At 69.5% G+C, this 15,863-nt stretch carries 17 protein-coding genes; 14 read left to right on the top strand and 3 right to left on the bottom strand.

Annotation, left to right across the window (positions count from 1 at the left end; genetic code table 11):
• The first annotated feature begins 5 nt into the window (after positions 1–5).
• The 3 genes from XAN126_RS0101395 (at position 6) to XAN126_RS0101385 (ending at position 4,355) form a co-directional block, all read left to right on the top strand.
• Entirely contained in the window at positions 6–605 is a 600-nt protein-coding gene (locus XAN126_RS0101395; protein WP_024276812.1) for a HupE/UreJ family protein, read from the top strand.
• A 147-nt stretch (positions 606–752) separates the two neighbouring features.
• Entirely contained in the window at positions 753–1,733 is a 981-nt protein-coding gene (locus XAN126_RS0101390) for a phosphotransferase (RefSeq protein ID WP_038224927.1), read from the top strand.
• A gap of 255 nt (positions 1,734–1,988) precedes the next feature.
• Positions 1,989–4,355 carry a Tex family protein gene (locus XAN126_RS0101385; RefSeq protein WP_024276810.1) on the top strand — a complete coding sequence of 789 codons (2,367 nt, stop codon included), beginning with the start codon at positions 1,989–1,991 and terminating at the stop codon, positions 4,353–4,355.
• Between the two features lie 60 nt (positions 4,356–4,415).
• Here XAN126_RS0101385 and XAN126_RS0101380 read toward each other — a convergent pair whose 3' ends face one another.
• Positions 4,416–4,811 carry a hypothetical protein gene (locus XAN126_RS0101380; RefSeq protein ID WP_245272194.1) on the bottom strand — a complete coding sequence of 132 codons (396 nt, stop codon included), beginning with the start codon at positions 4,809–4,811 and terminating at the stop codon, positions 4,416–4,418.
• A 208-nt stretch (positions 4,812–5,019) separates the two neighbouring features.
• On the opposite strand from XAN126_RS0101380, the gene XAN126_RS0101375 reads away from it, so the two are divergent.
• The 8 genes from XAN126_RS0101375 (at position 5,020) to XAN126_RS0101340 (ending at position 10,667) form a co-directional block, all read left to right on the top strand.
• Positions 5,020–5,466, top strand: a complete 447-nt coding sequence (locus tag XAN126_RS0101375; RefSeq protein WP_024276808.1) for a host attachment protein — start codon at positions 5,020–5,022, stop codon at positions 5,464–5,466.
• Positions 5,467–5,590: 124 nt separating this feature from the next.
• Entirely contained in the window at positions 5,591–6,097 is a 507-nt protein-coding gene (locus tag XAN126_RS0101370; protein WP_024276807.1) for a TspO/MBR family protein, read from the top strand.
• Positions 6,098–6,116: 19 nt separating this feature from the next.
• Positions 6,117–6,311 (top strand): twin transmembrane helix small protein, encoded by a 195-nt coding sequence (locus tag XAN126_RS0101365; protein ID WP_024276806.1) that lies wholly within the window; start codon positions 6,117–6,119, stop codon positions 6,309–6,311.
• 5 nt (positions 6,312–6,316) lie between these two features.
• Positions 6,317–6,910: a cob(I)yrinic acid a,c-diamide adenosyltransferase gene (locus XAN126_RS0101360; RefSeq protein ID WP_024276805.1), complete on the top strand. Its 594-nt coding sequence runs from the start codon at positions 6,317–6,319 to the stop codon at positions 6,908–6,910.
• Between the two features lie 213 nt (positions 6,911–7,123).
• Positions 7,124–7,870 (top strand): rhomboid family intramembrane serine protease, encoded by a 747-nt coding sequence (locus XAN126_RS0101355; RefSeq protein ID WP_024276804.1) that lies wholly within the window; start codon positions 7,124–7,126, stop codon positions 7,868–7,870.
• A 132-nt stretch (positions 7,871–8,002) separates the two neighbouring features.
• Positions 8,003–8,752, top strand: a complete 750-nt coding sequence (locus XAN126_RS0101350) for an electron transfer flavoprotein subunit beta/FixA family protein (protein WP_024276803.1) — start codon at positions 8,003–8,005, stop codon at positions 8,750–8,752.
• Complete coding sequence (locus XAN126_RS0101345) at positions 8,752–9,696, top strand: electron transfer flavoprotein subunit alpha/FixB family protein (RefSeq protein WP_024276802.1); 945 nt, start codon at positions 8,752–8,754, stop codon at positions 9,694–9,696. The genes XAN126_RS0101350 and XAN126_RS0101345 overlap by 1 nt, the downstream gene beginning before the upstream one ends.
• Positions 9,697–9,785: 89 nt before the next feature.
• Complete coding sequence (locus XAN126_RS0101340) at positions 9,786–10,667, top strand: 3-hydroxybutyryl-CoA dehydrogenase (protein ID WP_024276801.1); 882 nt, start codon at positions 9,786–9,788, stop codon at positions 10,665–10,667.
• Between the two features lie 71 nt (positions 10,668–10,738).
• Here the strand turns inward: XAN126_RS0101340 and XAN126_RS0101335 are convergent, their stop codons facing one another.
• Together XAN126_RS0101335 and XAN126_RS0101330 are read right to left on the bottom strand one after the other, a co-directional pair.
• Entirely contained in the window at positions 10,739–12,031 is a 1,293-nt protein-coding gene (locus XAN126_RS0101335; RefSeq protein ID WP_024276800.1) for an ATP-binding protein, read from the bottom strand.
• The gene (locus tag XAN126_RS0101330; RefSeq protein WP_024276799.1) at positions 12,028–12,750 is read right to left on the bottom strand and encodes a response regulator; all 723 of its coding nucleotides are present in this window, start codon (positions 12,748–12,750) and stop codon (positions 12,028–12,030) included. Before XAN126_RS0101330 ends, XAN126_RS0101335 begins: the two co-directional genes overlap by 4 nt.
• A 199-nt stretch (positions 12,751–12,949) precedes the next feature.
• Here XAN126_RS0101330 and XAN126_RS26740 point away from each other — a divergent pair, with 199 nt between their 5' ends.
• From XAN126_RS26740 to XAN126_RS0101315, 3 genes are all read left to right on the top strand, one after another.
• A complete protein-coding gene (locus XAN126_RS26740) occupies positions 12,950–13,573 on the top strand; it encodes a hypothetical protein (RefSeq protein ID WP_024276798.1) in 624 nt (207 codons plus the stop codon).
• A 181-nt stretch (positions 13,574–13,754) separates the two neighbouring features.
• On the top strand, positions 13,755–14,816 hold the full coding sequence (locus XAN126_RS0101320; RefSeq protein ID WP_024276797.1) for a substrate-binding domain-containing protein: 1,062 nt from the start codon (positions 13,755–13,757) through the stop codon (positions 14,814–14,816).
• Positions 14,817–14,824: 8 nt separating this feature from the next.
• A complete protein-coding gene (locus tag XAN126_RS0101315) occupies positions 14,825–15,853 on the top strand; it encodes an ABC transporter substrate-binding protein (protein ID WP_024276796.1) in 1,029 nt (342 codons plus the stop codon).
• The last annotated feature ends 10 nt before the right edge of the window (positions 15,854–15,863 follow it).

Genomic DNA, 15,863 nt, shown 5'->3' with positions numbered 1-15,863 from the left:
CTTTCATGCACCGCACGATCCGCACCGCAGCCGCCGCTGCCACCTTGACCCTCCTGCCGCAGCTCGCCTTCGCCCATACCGGCGTCGGCGACGTCCACGGCTTCAGCCACGGCTTCGCCCACCCCCTCGGCGGCCTTGATCACCTGCTCGCCATGGTCACGGTGGGCATCTTCGCCTGGCAGCTGGGCGGTCGCGCCGTGTGGGCGGTGCCCGCCACCTTCGTCGGCCTGATGGCCGTGGGCGGGGCGCTCGGCATCTCCGGCATCGATGTGCCCTTCGTGGAGCTGGGCATCGCCCTGTCGGTGATCGTGCTCGGCGGCGTGGTGGCCTTCGGCGTCAAGGCGCCGCTGGCGGCGGCCATGGCCATGGTCGGCTTCTTCGCCATCTTCCACGGCCACGCCCACGGTGCCGAGATGCCGGCGGATGCCTCGGGCCTCGCCTACGGCCTCGGCTTCATGTCGGCGACCGCCCTCCTCCACGTGGCCGGCCTCGGCCTCGGCATGGCCATCGGCCGCTTCGGCGAGCTGCATGGCGAGAAGTTCGTGCGCGGCGCGGGCGCGGCGGTGGCGGTGGCCGGCGTCGGCATCCTCGCCGGGCTCGTCTGAGCCCGCGCGGCGCCTGAGCGAAGGCCACGAGAAAGCCCGCGCGGCGCCTGAGCGAAACCAATCGGCGCCGGTCGCAGGCCGGCCCCGATGGTGCGCGCCCTCCAACATGCTATAGCCCCCGTCCGACACGCTTGAGAGGCCGGACGGGTGCTGTACGACGAGGCGTATCTGGCGCGGACCGAAGGAATCGTCCGGGCCCATCTGCCGGACTGGGGACTGCCGCCGGACGCGGCGCTCCAGCTCCTCTCCATCTCCGAGAACGCCACCTTCCGCGCCACCGCCGGCCCGCAGGACATCGTCGTCCGCGTCTACCGGCCGGGCTATCACGAGGCGGCGGAGATCCGCTCGGAGCTGGCCTGGATCGAAGCGCTGCGCGCCGATGGCGTTGTGCCCACCCCCGCCATTATCCCCACAAGCGACTGCCGCCTCCTGAATGAGGTGAATGGGGACGGCATCCCGCGCCGGCTGGCAGCCTTCGCCTTCGTGCCCGGCTCCGAGCCGCAGGAGGGCGCGGACCTCGCCCACTGGTTCACCCGCCTCGGCACCTTCCACGCCCGCCTCCACGCCCATGCCAAGGGCTGGCGGCGTCCGGAGGGCTTCACCCGCAAGGTGTGGGATTTCGAGAGCATGCTGGGCGAACGCCCGCTCTGGGGCGATTTCCGCGCCGCGCTGGGGCTGGATGCGGCCGGCCGCGCGCTGCTGGAGCGCACGGCGCTTGCGCTGAAGGACCGGCTCGCGCCGCTCACGACGCCCGAGAGCTTCGGCCTGATCCATGCCGACCTGCGCCTCGCCAATTTGCTGGCGGATGGCGACAGCCTGACCCTCATCGATTTCGATGATTGCGGCTTCTCCTGGTACCTTTATGACTTCGCCTCCGCCGTCTCCTTCATGGAGCATTCACCTCTGGTGCCGGCGCTCAAGGATGCGTGGATGGAGGGCTACCGCACCCTCGCCCCTTTGCCGGCGGATGCCGAAACGCAGCTCGACGTGTTCGTGATGCTGCGCCGCATGCTGCTCACCGCCTGGGTCGCCTCCCACGCCGAGACGCCGACGGCGCAGGCCATGGGCGCGCCCTATACGGCCGGGACGCTGGCGCTGGCCGAGGATTTTCTGACGCGGCTGAGGTAGGCGCCGTCCTCCCCCCTTTGTACCACCGTCTTCGCCCGGCTCGTCCGGGGGATCCACGGTTGGACGGGTTCGGGTTTCAGGACAGCGCGCAGGCGGATGGGTGGATCGCCCGGACGAGCCGGGCGATGACGCGTAACAATGTGAGGGCGACAGATAAGGGCACCCGAACGGCTCTTTCCCCAGCCGCAACGTGACATCGCCCCATTGCTCGGCTATGGGCGTCCCCCCGTGTCGCAGGACAGTTGAGGAGACCCCATGGCCGCCGCACCGCAGGGCAACGCCGACGCCATCGCCCGCCTCATCGCCGCCGAGATCAATGCGCGCCCGGCGCAGGTCACGGCCGCCGTCTTCCTGATCGACGAAGGCGCCACCGTTCCCTTCATCGCCCGCTACCGCAAGGAAGTGACGGGCGGCCTCGACGACACCCAGCTGCGCACGCTGGAAGAGCGCCTCTCCTATCTGCGCGAGCTGGAAAGCCGCCGCGCCGCCGTGCTCTCCTCCATCGACGGGCAGGGCAAGCTCTCCGACGAACTGCGCGGCAAGATCGAGGCGGCCACCACCAAGGCGGAGCTGGAAGACCTCTATCTCCCCTACAAGCCCAAGCGCCGCACCAAGGCGGAAATCGCCCGCGAAAAGGGCCTGGGTCCGCTGGCCGAGGCGATCCTGTCGGATCGCTCGGTCGCTCCCGCAACGCGCGCGGCCGCCTTTCTCACCGAGCAGGTGGCGGACATCAAGGCGGCGCTGGACGGCGCCCGCGACATATTGGTGGAGACCTTCGCCGAGAATGCCGAACTGGTGGGCCGCCTGCGCGGGCACCTCAAGGCCAGTGCCATGCTCAAGGCCAAGGTGGCCGATGGCAAGGAGGAGGCAGGCGCCAAGTTCCGCGACTATTTCGACCATTCGGAAAAGTGGGCCACCGCCCCCAGCCACCGCGTGCTTGCCATGCTGCGCGGGCGCAACGAGGAGATGCTGACCCTCGACCTGGTGGTGGACGAGGATGCCACCACCCCGGTGAAGCCGGCCGAGCGCATCGTCGCGGAGGCCTACGACATTCCGCTGGCCAACGGCGCCCCGGCGGACGGCTTCCTGCTGGAGGTGGCGCGCTGGGCCTGGCGGGTGAAGCTCTCGCTCCACCTCACCGTGGAGCTGATGGGCGAGATGCGCGAGCGGGCGGAGGAGGAGGCCATCCGCGTCTTCGCCCGCAACCTCAAGGATCTGCTGTTGGCCGCCCCCGCCGGCTCGCGCGCCACCATGGGCCTCGACCCCGGCATCCGCACCGGCGTGAAGGTGGCGGTGGTGGACGGCACCGGCAAGCTCATCGCCACATCCACTGTCTATCCCTTCCAGCCGAGGAACGACGTGCAGGGCGCCACGGCGGAGCTGGCGCACCTCATCCGCCGCCACAATGTGGAGCTGATCGCCATCGGCAACGGCACGGCGAGCCGCGAGACGGACAAGCTCGCCGCCGACCTCATCGCCGCGCTGCCGCCGGACTCCTCCGGCAAGAAGCCCATCAAGGTGGTGGTGAGCGAGGCCGGCGCCTCGGTCTATTCCGCCTCCGCCACCGCCGCCGCCGAGATGCCGGATATCGACGTGTCCATCCGCGGCGCGGTCTCCATCGCCCGCCGCCTGCAGGACCCGTTGGCGGAGCTGGTGAAGATCGAGCCCAAGGCCATCGGCGTCGGCCAGTACCAGCACGATGTGGATCAGGCCCGCCTCGCGAAAGCCCTCGACGCGGTGGTGGAAGATGCGGTGAACGCCGTGGGCGTGGACCTCAATACCGCATCCGCCTCGCTGCTTGCCCGCGTGTCCGGTCTCGGCGCCTCCCTGGCGGAGGCGATCGTCGCGCATCGCAATTCGGTGGGCGCGTTCAAGACCCGCAAGGAATTGCTGAAGGTCGCCCGCCTCGGCCCGCGCACCTTCGAGCTGGCCGCCGGCTTCCTGCGCATCCCCGAGGGCGCCGAGCCGCTGGATGCGTCCGCCGTGCATCCTGAAGCCTATGAGGTGGCGAAGAAGATCGTCGCCGCCTGCGGGCGCGACGTGCGCCAGATCATGGGCGACACGGCGGCGCTGAAGGCGCTGGACCCGCGCGCCTTCGTGGACGAGCGCTTCGGCCTGCCCACCGTGCGCGACATCCTCACCGAGCTGGAGAAGCCCGGCCGCGACCCCCGCCCGGCCTTCAAGACCGCCACCTTCGCCGAGGGCGTCCACGAGATGAGCGACCTCAAGCCCGGCATGGTGCTGGAGGGCACGGTCACCAACGTCGCCGCGTTCGGCGCCTTCGTGGACATCGGCGTCCATCAGGACGGGCTGGTGCACGTCTCGGCGCTGGCCGACCGCTTCGTGAAGGACCCGCACGAGGTGGTGAAGGCGGGCGATGTGGTGAAGGTGCGCGTGGTGGAAGTGGACGTGAAGCGCAAGCGCATCGCCCTCTCCATGCGCAAGGACGATGCCGGCGCGCGCCCCGCGGGCGGGCGGGCGGAGCAGCCGCGCAATGACGGGCGAGGCAACGATTTCCGCCGGCCGCAGCAAGGCAAGCCGGGGGACAAGGGCGGCGACAGGGGCGGGACTGGCGCCTTCGGCGCGGCGCTGGCCGATGCCATGCGGCGCAAGGGTCAGTAGTCCCAAACGAAAACGGCCGGGCTCAACGCCCGGCCGCATTCAAAAGCACAGACGGACGCGTCAGCGCCGGGCGTGGACCCGCGCGAGCATCGGCACGAGCCGCGTCAGGCGGGCGCGGCGGCCGGAAGGCGGGCCGTCCTCGTCGTCCATCAGCATCACCGCGAAACCCATCTGCACGCTGCCGAAGGTGATGCCCAGCGCCATCGTGAGCACCCCGAGGGCCAGAAGCCCATCCGGCGAGTGCGCGAACAGGCTGGCGAGATGCGCCACGTCGAAAGCGACGAGAAGCGCCACGAACAGGGCCGCAACAGCGATGCCGATGGCGGCGTGGCGGAGAAGGAAGCGGACCAGGAACGGCATGGCGGTATCCTCGGTGCGGGGCTGGGCGCTCTGGCTTTGCGTCGGCACGGACGATACGTCGGAACCCTCGGCACCGATCACCGCGCGGATCGCCATCAGCAGCAGACCCTTTCACGAAAGCGTCTCACGCCGTTTCCGGTACGACAAGCGCCCGCCCATCGACACAAGGTCGCAGAGGCCGGCGGAACGGTTTGTCCCTGGACAAGGCGCCGGCCCTTCCCATGTGACACACAGGCATGGACACCGGCCCCAAGGGACGCTCAAGCCGGCGCTTCAGGCGCCCCGCGATCAGGGAGACAGGGACATGACGAAAGCCGACAAGATGAACCGCCTCGTGGTGGTGTGCGACGGCGCCAAGGCCGTCCTGCTCGCCGATACCGGCATCGCCCCGGCGCCGCGCCTGTCGGTGATGGAGAGCTTCAGCGAACCCCATCCCGGCACCGCTGCCCTCGGCACGGACCGGCCCGGCCGGGTGCATGAATCCGCCACCGTCGCCCGCAGCGCGGTGGAGACCACCGACTTTCACGCCCAGGCGGAAGCGGCCTTCATCGCCCGGGTCGCCGGGAGGCTCGATGCACTGGTGGCCGCGGGCGAGGCGCCGGCCCGCATCCTGCTCGTCGCCCCGCCCAAGGCGTTGGGCGTGCTGCGGGAGGCGCTGTCTCACCGCGTCAGGCCGCTGGTGGACGGCGAGATCGCCAAGGATCTGGTGAAACTCCCGGTGGACGAGATCGCCGGCCACATCGCCACCTGAGCCTCCCCGTGAGCCTTGGCCCCGTGAGCCTTGGCCCCGACGGGCGAAACGATCCGCCGGGGGCTGGCGTTCGGATGAGGAGAAGCCGCCGCCCGCATGGCCGGCGGTGGAAAGGTGCTTCCACATGTCCGTGACCTCCCCCCGCTCGCTCTCGCCCTGCGCCGTCTCCCGGCTGCGGCTCGCCGGTTGCCTCGTGCTGATGCTGGCGGTGGGCGCTGTCGGCGGGGCGGTGACCTCTCCGGCCATCCCCGCCTGGTATCAAGGTCTGGTGAAGCCGGGCTGGACGCCGCCCAACGCCGCCTTCCCCATCGTCTGGACGCTGCTCTATCTGATGATGGCGGTGAGCCTCTGGCGGCTGTGGGACAAGGTGCCCCCCTCCTCCGCGCGCACCGTGGCCATCGGCCTGTTCCTGACGCAGCTGGCGCTCAATTTCATCTGGTCCCCGGTGTTCTTCGGCCTGCACGCGATCCACGCCGGCCTCGTCATCATCATCGGCCTCGTGGTGCTGCTGGCGCTGACGCTGCGCGCCACCTTCCCGCTGGACCGCACGGCCGGCTGGCTGCTGGTGCCCTATCTCGTCTGGGTGTGCTACGCCTCGACGCTCAATGCCGGCATCGCCGTGCTCAACTGAGCGCCGGGAGGAAACGAAGATGGTGCACTGGTCGGTCTATCTGTTCATCCCGCTGGCGCTGATGCTGGTGGCGGGGGTGCTCTTCCTCGGCCTGTTCAACTTCGCCTCGGGCGGCTCGCCGCAGCGCTCGCAGAAGCTGATGCAGATGCGGGTGCTGTTCCAGTTCCTCGCCATCATCATCGTGATGGCCACCATCTTCGCCATGGGCCGCTGACGGCCATGGTCAAGCTGAACAAGATCTACACCCGGACCGGCGACGACGGCACCACCGGCCTCGGCACCGGCAAGCGCGTGCCCAAGTACGATTTGCGTGTCGAGGCCTATGGCGCGGTGGACGAGACCAACGCCGCCCTCGGCATCGCGCGCCTCCATCTCTCCGGCGAGCCGTTGCTCGATGGCATTCTGGTGCGCATCCAGAACGACCTGTTCGACCTCGGCGCCGACCTCTGCGTACCGCCGGCCGCCAACGAGGAGGAAGGCGCGAGCCTGCGCATCGTCCCCGCGCAGGTGACGCGGCTGGAAGAGGATATCGATCTCCTCAACGCCGAGCTTTCTCCCCTTACCTCCTTCGTGCTGCCGGCCGGCACCGCAGCATCTGCCCACCTCCATCTCGCCCGCACGGTGTGCCGCCGGGCCGAGCGCATCATGGTCGCATTGTCGCACCAGAGCGAAGGCACGGTGGGAGAGGGCGCGGTGGGCGCGCCGGCGCTGCACTATGTGAACCGGCTCTCCGACCTGCTGTTCGTCGCCGGCCGCTATGCCAACGCCCGCGGCGCGGCGGACGTGCTGTGGGTGCCGGGCAAAAGTCGCTGAAGGCGCCGGACCTGACGCTGGCTCCGTGGCCAAGGCGCGGCCGTCCGCGTCAGAGCGCGTCCCCGTTCCGCCGAATCGGAAAAGCGCCCTAGGCTATTGAGCCAACGCATTTTCCTCCCGCGGGACGGTATCCACCCCGCGGGAAAATGCTCTAAGCTTGCCGCCACGGGACAGGACGGCCGCAGGCGGCGGACGGGTCCCCGGGACCGTGTGATGTTCGTTCCGCTTGCCGACACCAATCCCTTGGAGCATGTGCGCCGCCCCTACGTCACCTGGGGGCTGGTGGCGCTGAACGTGTTCGTGTTCGTCGCGCTCCAGCGTGGTGCGTTCGGGCCGGTGAGCGAGGCCGGGGTGCTCGGCTTCGGCGCCATTCCCGCCGTGGTCAGCGGCGTCGCCATCCTTCCCGAGGGGTACGAGCGGCTGCCGCCGGCCCTCACCCTCGTCAGCTACATGTTCCTGCATGGCGGATGGCTGCACCTCATCGGCAACATGGCCTTCCTCATGGTGTTCGCCGACAATGTGGAGGACGCCATGGGCCATGGCCGCTTCCTCCTGTTCTACCTGCTATGTGGGGTCATCGCCGGGCTGGTCCATGTGGTGGCCGAACCGGGCTCGGAGGCGCCTCTGGTCGGGGCGTCCGGGGCGGTGGCCGGGATGATCGCGGCCTATCTGGTGCTGCACCCGAACATCCGCCTGTGGGCGCTGGTGCTGATGAAGATCCCTCTGCGGGTACCCGCCTACTGGGCCATCGGCGCCTGGTTCGGCCTTCAGGTGTGGCAGATCCTGTCGAGCTCGGACCAGGAGACGGCGTGGTGGGCGCATGTGGGCGGCTTCCTCGCCGGAGCCGTTCTGGTGGCGCTGATGCGCCGGCCGGGCGTCGCCCTGTTCGATCGCGATCCCTCCGGCGTGCCAAGCATCCGCGCACAGGGCGTCCGAACGCCGCGCCGGAGCGAGCGTTGACACACTTTCTGGCCCCTCCTACGTTGCCCGCCCGCAAGAAATGCTGCAATGCAGGGATAAGAGCGGAAGTCACGATCATCGGCGGATTTAGCGACCGCCGGTCGAGATTTCGGGAACGGGGAGCGCGTGTCGATGAAGATCCTGGTGCCCGTTAAGCGGGTGGTGGATTACAACGTAAAGGTCCGGGTGAAGTCTGACGGTACGGGCGTCGAGCTTGCGAACGTCAAGATGTCCATGAACCCGTTCGACGAGATCGCGGTGGAAGAGGCGCTGCGCCTCAAGGAAGCCGGCAAGGCGACCGAGGTGATTGCCGTGTCCATCGGACCGGCCCAGGCCTCCGAGACGCTCCGCACCGCTCTCGCCATGGGCGCCGACCGCGGCATCCTGGTGAAGACCGACGGCGTGGTCGAGCCGCTCGCCGTCGCCAAGATCCTCAAGGGCGTGGTGGGCGAGGAAGCCCCCGGCCTCGTGATCCTCGGCAAGCAGGCCATCGACGACGACTGCAACCAGACCGGCCAGATGCTGGCGGCGCTGCTGGGCTGGCCTCAGGCCACCTTCGCGTCCAAGGTGGTGGTGGAGGACGGCGGCGCGCTCGTCACCCGCGAGATCGACGGCGGCCTGCAGACCGTGAAGCTCAACGGCCCGGCCATCGTCACCACGGACCTGCGCCTCAACGAGCCGCGCTACGCCTCGCTCCCCAACATCATGAAGGCGAAGAAGAAGCCCATCGCCGAGAAGACGCCGGCCGATTACGGCGTCGACGTCGCCCCGCGGCTCGAAGTGCTGAAGACCGCCGAGCCGGCCGGCCGCAAGGCGGGCGTGAAGGTGGGCTCGGTGGCCGAGCTGGTGGCGAAGCTCAAGGATGAGGCGGGGGTGATCTGATGGCCGTTCTGCTCATTGCCGAACACGACAATTCGGCCCTCAACGGCGTCACCGCCAAGGCCCTCACCGCCGCTGCCGCCATGGGCTCGCCGGTGCATGTGCTGGTCGCCGGCCAGAACGCCAAGGGCGTGGCCGAGGCCGCCGCGAAGCTCTCGGGCGTCGAGAAGGTGCTGCTGGCCGACGACGCGCTCTATGCGCACCGCCTGGCCGAGCCGCTGGCGGCGCTGGTCGTCTCGCTGGCGCCCGCCTACGACGCCATCGTCGGCCCCTCCACCGCCAGCGCCAAGAACGTGCTGCCGCGCGTCGCCGCGCTGCTGGACGTGATGCAGGTGTCCGACATCATCAAGGTGGTGGCGCCCGACACGTTCGAGCGGCCCATCTATGCCGGCAACGCCATCCAGACCGTGAAGTCCAACGACGCCAAGAAGGTGGTGACGGTGCGCACCGCCTCCTTCGCCGCCACCGGCGAGGGCGGCTCGGCCGCCATCGAGACCGTGGGCGCGGCGTCCGACCCGGCGCTCTCCACCTTCGTGGAAGAGAGCATCGCCGCTTCCGACCGTCCCGAGCTGACCGCCGCGAAGATCATCGTGTCGGGTGGCCGCGCGGTGGGCTCGCGGGAGAAGTTCGCCGAGCTGATCGAGCCTTTGGCCGACGCGCTGGGCGCGGCGGTGGGCGCCTCGCGCGCCGCGGTGGATGCGGGCTATGCCCCGAACGACTGGCAGGTGGGCCAGACCGGCAAGGTCGTCGCCCCCGAGCTCTACGTCGCCCTCGGCATCTCCGGCGCCATCCAGCATCTCGCCGGCATGAAGGACTCCAAGGTCATCGTCGCCGTCAACAAGGACGAGGAGGCCCCCATCTTCCAGGTGGCGGACTACGGCCTCGTCGGCGATATCAACACCGTCATCCCTGAACTCAAGGCGGAAATCGCCAAGGTTAAGGGATAGGATCACTCTGGCTGCGGCCGGACAACCACCGGCCGCAGTTTCGGGGAGGCCCGCCCCGGTCACCGGCAACAAGGCGAAACGAGAGAATCATGCCGATCGAGATCAAGAAGGTCGGGGTCATCGGTGCAGGCCAGATGGGCAACGGCATCGCGCACGTGTGCGCGCTCGCCGGCTACGACGTGGCGCTGAACGACGCGGACCCCGACCGCATCCGCTCCGGCCTCGCCACCATCAATGGCAACATGGCCAAGCAGGTGGCCAAGGGCACCGTGTCCGAGACCGACCGGCAGGAAGCCCTCGCCCGCATCGTCGCCGCGGACAAGACCGAGGACCTCGCCGACTGCGACCTCGTGATCGAATCGGCCACCGAGCGGGAAGAGGTGAAGCGCAAGATCTTCTCCGGGCTCTGCCAGGTGGTGAAGCCGGAAACGCTGCTCGCCTCCAATACCTCCTCCATCTCCATCACCCGCCTCGCCGCCGCAACCGACCGGCCGGAGCGTTTCATCGGCATTCACTTCATGAATCCGGTGCCGCTGATGGAGCTGGTCGAGCTGGTGCGCGGCATCGCCACCGACGACGAGACCTTCGAGGCGTCCAAGACCTTCGTCACCCGCCTGCACAAGACCTATGCGGTGGCCGAGGACTTCCCGGCCTTCATCGTCAACCGCATCCTGCTGCCGATGATCAATGAGGCCATCTACACCCTCTATGAGGGCGTGGGCTCGGTGGATTCCATCGATCGCGCCATGAAGCTTGGCGCGAACCATCCCATGGGTCCGCTGCAGCTTGCCGACTTCATCGGCCTCGATACCTGCCTCGCGGTGATGCAGGTGCTGCACGAGGGCCTCGCCGATTCCAAGTACCGGCCCTGCCCCCTGCTGGTGAAGTATGTCGAAGCCGGCTGGCTCGGCCGCAAGACGCAGCGTGGCTTCTACGACTATCGCGGCGAGAAGCCGGTCCCCACCCGCTGAGGCTTGGGACGGAGAGGCCGGCCCCGGCCTCTCCCTGGGATCCGTCCGGCCGAAAGCGGCCGGGCTGCCGGTCAATCGTCGGCGCCCTGCCCCGCCTCGGCCACCGGCAGTTCCACCCGCTGCAACAGGCCGCCCCCGGGACGGTTCGAGAGGGTGAGCCGCCCGCCATGGCGGCCGATGATCTCATTGGCGATGGCGAGGCCGAGGCCCGCTCCCGGGATCTTCACCTGCCGCGCCGGATCGACCCGGAAGAACGGCTCGAACACCTGCCCCATCAAGGCCTCGGGAATGCCGGGGCCGTCATCCTCGATCACCAGCACCACCCGCTCCGCATCGGCGCTGACGGCGAGCCGCGCGCCGCCGCCGAGGCTCGCGCCATGGGTGGCGGCATTGACCGCGAGGTTGCGCACCGCGCGCTTGAGCGACAATGGCCGTCCCGCGACATAGGCCGGCACCCCGGCGAGAAGGGCGACGTCGAGCCCGATCTCCTTCAGTTCCATCGCCACGTCGGCGGCGAGGCGGTCGATGCGCACCGTCTCCAGCGTGCCGCCCTCCACCTCCTCTCGCACGAGGCGGATGGCGCTGTCGGCGATGCGGTCCAGCTCCGCGAGATCGGAGAGCCATTGGCCGCGCTCCTCCTCGTCCGGGATGAATTCCGCACGCAGGCGCATGCGCGTGAGTGGCGTGCGCAGATCATGGGCCGCGCCGGCGACGATGCGCATCCGGCTGTCCATGGAGGCCTTCAGCCGCGCCGAGAGCCGGTTGATGGCGGCGGCCGCGGCACGCACCTCGGTCGGCCCCCGTTCGGGCAGCACGGGCAGCTCGCCGTCAGGTCCGATGCGCCGCGCCGCTTCCTCCACCAGCGCCAGCGGCCGGGTGAGGCGGTGCACGGCGAGGATGACGACCCCGGTGACGCCGAGGATCATGAAAGCAAGCCACACCGCAAAGCCCATCGCGCCGCCGGGCGGGCCAGGAGGCGGGGTCGGCATGCCGGTTCCGGAGAGGATCAGCCAGCGGCCGTCAGGCAGGCCAACTGCCGTGACGCGAGGCTCACCGCCGGGCGGCAGGACGGCGCGCACCGGATGCGGCTGGCCGAGCCGGGCGAGGGCCTCGGCGAGGCGCTGCGTCTCCATCTCGTCGATCATGCCCGAGGGCGGCGATGCCCTCAGGATGGGAACCTGGGCATCGGGCGGAACCGCCGTGGCCAGGGCCACCGCATCCAGGATCGCCGTCGCGCTGCCCCTGGATCCGAACGGTGGCCAGTTCGGGCGGGCGATGAAGAAGGACGCGCCATTGGCCAGCGCGATCACCACCAGCACCGCCACCACGAGGATGGCGGTGACCTGGGCGCGCAGCGTCCTCACGGCGCGTCCTCCACGTCCACCCGCACGGAGAGCTGGTAGCCGCCGTTGCGCAGCGTCTTCAGGATCTGGAACGCGCCCTGGTCGCCGAGCTTGCGCCTGAGCCGGCTGACCAGCACGTCCACCGAGCGGTCGAACGGGCCGGCCTCCCGCCCGCGGGTGATGTCGAGCAACTGGTCGCGGGAGAGAATGCGGCCGGGCCGCTCCAGGAAGGCCATCAGCAGGTCGAACTCAGCCCCGGTGAGGGGCACCTCCGCGCCGTCAGCCGCCGTGACGCGGCGCAGGTCCGGCTCGGCGCGGAAGCCGGCGAAGCCATAGGCGCGGACGGCGGATGAGACGGGATCGGTGACGCTGGTGCGCCTGAGGACGGCGCGGATGCGGGCCACCAGCTCCCGCGGATTGAACGGCTTGCCGAGATAGTCGTCCGCCCCGATTTCAAGGCCGATGATGCGATCCACGTCCTCCTTCAGGGCGGTGAGCAGGATCACCGGCACCCGCGAACGGGCGCGCAGGGCGCGGCACAAATCGAGGCCGGAGGCGTCGGGCAGCATCAGGTCCAGCACCACGAAATCGATGCGCTGGGTGGTGAGTTTCTCTTCCATCTCCCGCCCATCGCCGGCAGCCGTCACGCGGAAGCCCTGGACGGCGAGATAGCGGCTGAGCAGCTTGCGGATTTCGAGATCGTCATCGACGACGAGAATGTGCGGACCGTCCTGTTGCACCGGCTCCTCCGTTCTGCACGATGCTAGCCCGCCGGCCCCGCCACCGCACGCCTCCTTGCTTCCCAGCATTGCCACGGGGCGGCCGGCAACATTGCGTTACAAAATCAGCCCGGCGGGACATCTAGCGATACCCCCCCGACCTCATTTGGCTACGAGCCGCCTCCATCCTCGCGTCAACCTGATGGACAGGAGGCACGCCATGACGTGCAACGCACCGATACGGAAGACGCCGCGCCAGAGTTTCCGGGCCCTGCTCCTGGCCGGAGCAACGCTCAGCATTCTGGCACTCGCCGGCTTCATTGTGTCCTCACCGGGATACGCCAAGGTGGACGACCAGCTCGCCCGGCCGGACCAGCGCGCGGCCGGGCCGGATAATCCGCCGATGCCCTTCGCCCCGCCTGGCGCGCCCCGCGGGCCGGCTGCTGGTGGTCCTGCCGGCGCCCCGGCTGGTGGTCCCTTGGGCCTCGCCCGCAACCTCGCCGCCGCCGAAACCGCTCTTGGTATCCGCGCCAATCAACTCGACGCCTGGCGCGACTTCACCGATGCGCTGCAGGAGGCCTTGCCGCCCCCGCCGCCGCCGCCTCAGCCCGGTGCCGCGCCGCTCTCCCTCGTCACCGCGTTCGGCGCGCGCAGCGAGGAGGCCGGCAAGGCCGGAACCCGGCTCCTCAAGGCCGTGGACGCCCTGAAGACGCGCCTCTCGCCCGACCAGATCGAGAAGCTGGGCCGCCTCGAATTCGCACTTCTGCCACCGCCTCCGCCGCCCCCCGGCGCGCCGCTCGGCGGCCACCCCGATCACCTCCCGCCGCCCCCTGCGCGTCCGTGAGGTCACGAGAAGGAAGGGAATCTCGCCGCCCTTGATCTTCCCTTCCCCGCAGCGGGCGTGCCTCGGCACGCCCGCTGTCCGCATTTCAGGCCCCCGCCGGGCCCGTCACACGCCTGTCGCGCGTTGCACCTATTGATCTGAAAACGGTTTCACGCTCCATTGGAGCCCACCGGGGTCGGATGTGCCGCGCATCGTCACCATCAGGACCGTCGCCGAGCGCGCAGGCTGCTCCATCGCGACGGTCAGCCGCGTCATCAACCGCTCGGCGCCGACCAGCGCCGAAGTTGAGGCCCGGGTCCGTGCGGCCATCGACGAGCTGGGCTTTCGCCCCAGCGAGATCGGCCGGGCGCTGAAGACGCTCAAGACCCGCACCCTCGGCGTCCTGATCCCGAGCCTCACCAATCCGGTGTTCGCCGCCTCCGTGGCGGGGATGCAGGCGGCGGCCCGCGAGCGCCGCCACACCCTCCTGCTCACCGCCACGGATTACGACCCCGCCGCCGAGGCGGAGCTGGTGGAAACGCTGGTGGCGCAGAACGTGGCCGGCCTCGTGCTCACCGTCGCCTGCGCCGAGAACAACGCCACCCTCGACCTGCTTGAAGCGGAGAGCATCCCCTTCGTGCTCGTCCACAACGAGCCGGACACCGATGCCCGTGCCGCCGTCTGCGTGGACAATGCGGCGGCCACCTGCGCCCTCACCGACGCGATGATCGCGGCCGGGCACCGCAACATCGCCTATCTCGCCGGCCGCTTCGCCACATCCGACCGTTCGCTCCGGCGCTATGAGGGCTATCGCGCGGCCATGGAGAAGGCCGGGCTCGATGCCGCAGCGCCGCTGGAGCTCGACTATCTGGGCGACGCCCCGAGCCATGCGGCGGCCCTCGCCGGACTGTTCGGCGGGGCCTCCGCCCCCACCGCGGCGCTGTGCTCCAACGATCTGCTCGCCCTCTCCGTGACCGGCGCGCTGCGCGACCTCGGCATCCGCGTGCCGGACGACGTGTCGGTGGCCGGCTTCGACGGCATCGCCCTCGGCCGGGCCATGAGCCCGAGCCTCGCCACCGTTGACACCCCCACACGCCGCATGGGCGAGCAGGCGGTGGAACTCTTGTTCGAGATGATCGAGACCGGCGCCGCCCCCCGGGTAGAGCGCCTGCCCTTCAGCCTGCGGCCCGGGGGCACCCTTGCCGCCGCGCCGAAGCGAACCCGCGTTCAAGACCCCACCCCACCGTCCCTGCCCACCCCATGAGGCCCGCCATGCGTCCCCTCAAGACCCTTTCTGCCGTGACGCTTTCCGCTCTGGCGCTCGCCGCCGTGGCAGCCATCGCCCCCGCCCGCCCGGCCGCGGCGGCGGATGCCATCTGCTACAATTGCCCGCCCGAATGGGCCGACTGGGGCGCCATGCTGAAGGCCATCAAGGCCGACACCGGCATCGACGTGCCGCAGGACAACAAGAATTCCGGCCAGTCCCTCGCCCAGATCCTCGCGGAGAAGGCAAGCCCGGTGGCGGATGTCGCCTATCTCGGCGTCACTTTCGGCATCAAGGCGAAGGATGCCGGCGTCACCCAGCCCTACGAGCCCAAGGGTTTCGCCGACATCCCCGAAGGCCTGAAGGACAAGGACGGCAACTGGTTCACCATTCATTCCGGCACGCTCGGCCTGTTCGTGAACAAGGATGCGCTGGGCGGCGCGCCGGTGCCGGCCTGCTGGGCGGACCTGCTGAAGCTCGAGTACAAGGGCCTCGTCGGCTATCTCGACCCCACCTCCGCCTTCGTCGGCTATGTGGGCGCGGTGGCGGTCAACGGCGCCATGGGCGGCTCGTTCGACGATTTCAAGCCGGGCATCGAATACTTCAAGAAGCTCCAGGCCAATCAGCCCATCGTGCCCAAGCAGACGTCCTACGCCCGCGTCGTCTCTGGCGAGATCCCGATCCTGTTCGACTATGACTTCAACGCCTACCGCGCGAAGTACAACGAGAAGGGCAATTTCGCCTTCGTCATCCCCTGCGAGGGCTCCGTGGTCGTCCCCTACGTGATGACCATGGTGAAGGGCGCGCCCCACCCCGAGGCAGCCAAGAAGGTGCTCGACTACGTGCTCTCCGACAAGGGACAGGCCATGTGGGCCAAGGCCTATCTGCGCCCCGCCCGCAACATCGCGCTGCCGCCGGAAATCGCCAGCCGCTTCCTGCCGGCTGCGGACTATGCCCGCGCGAAGCCCGTGGACTATGCCCGCATGGAGACCGCGCAGAAGGCCTTCTCCGACGCCTACCTCAACAACGTGAAGTGAGGCGGGCGTT

Source organism: Xanthobacter sp. 126 (genome assembly GCF_000526175.1).
Lineage (GTDB): Bacteria > Pseudomonadota > Alphaproteobacteria > Rhizobiales > Xanthobacteraceae > Xanthobacter > Xanthobacter aminoxidans.
This window is presented reverse-complemented; position numbering and strand designations above follow the sequence as displayed.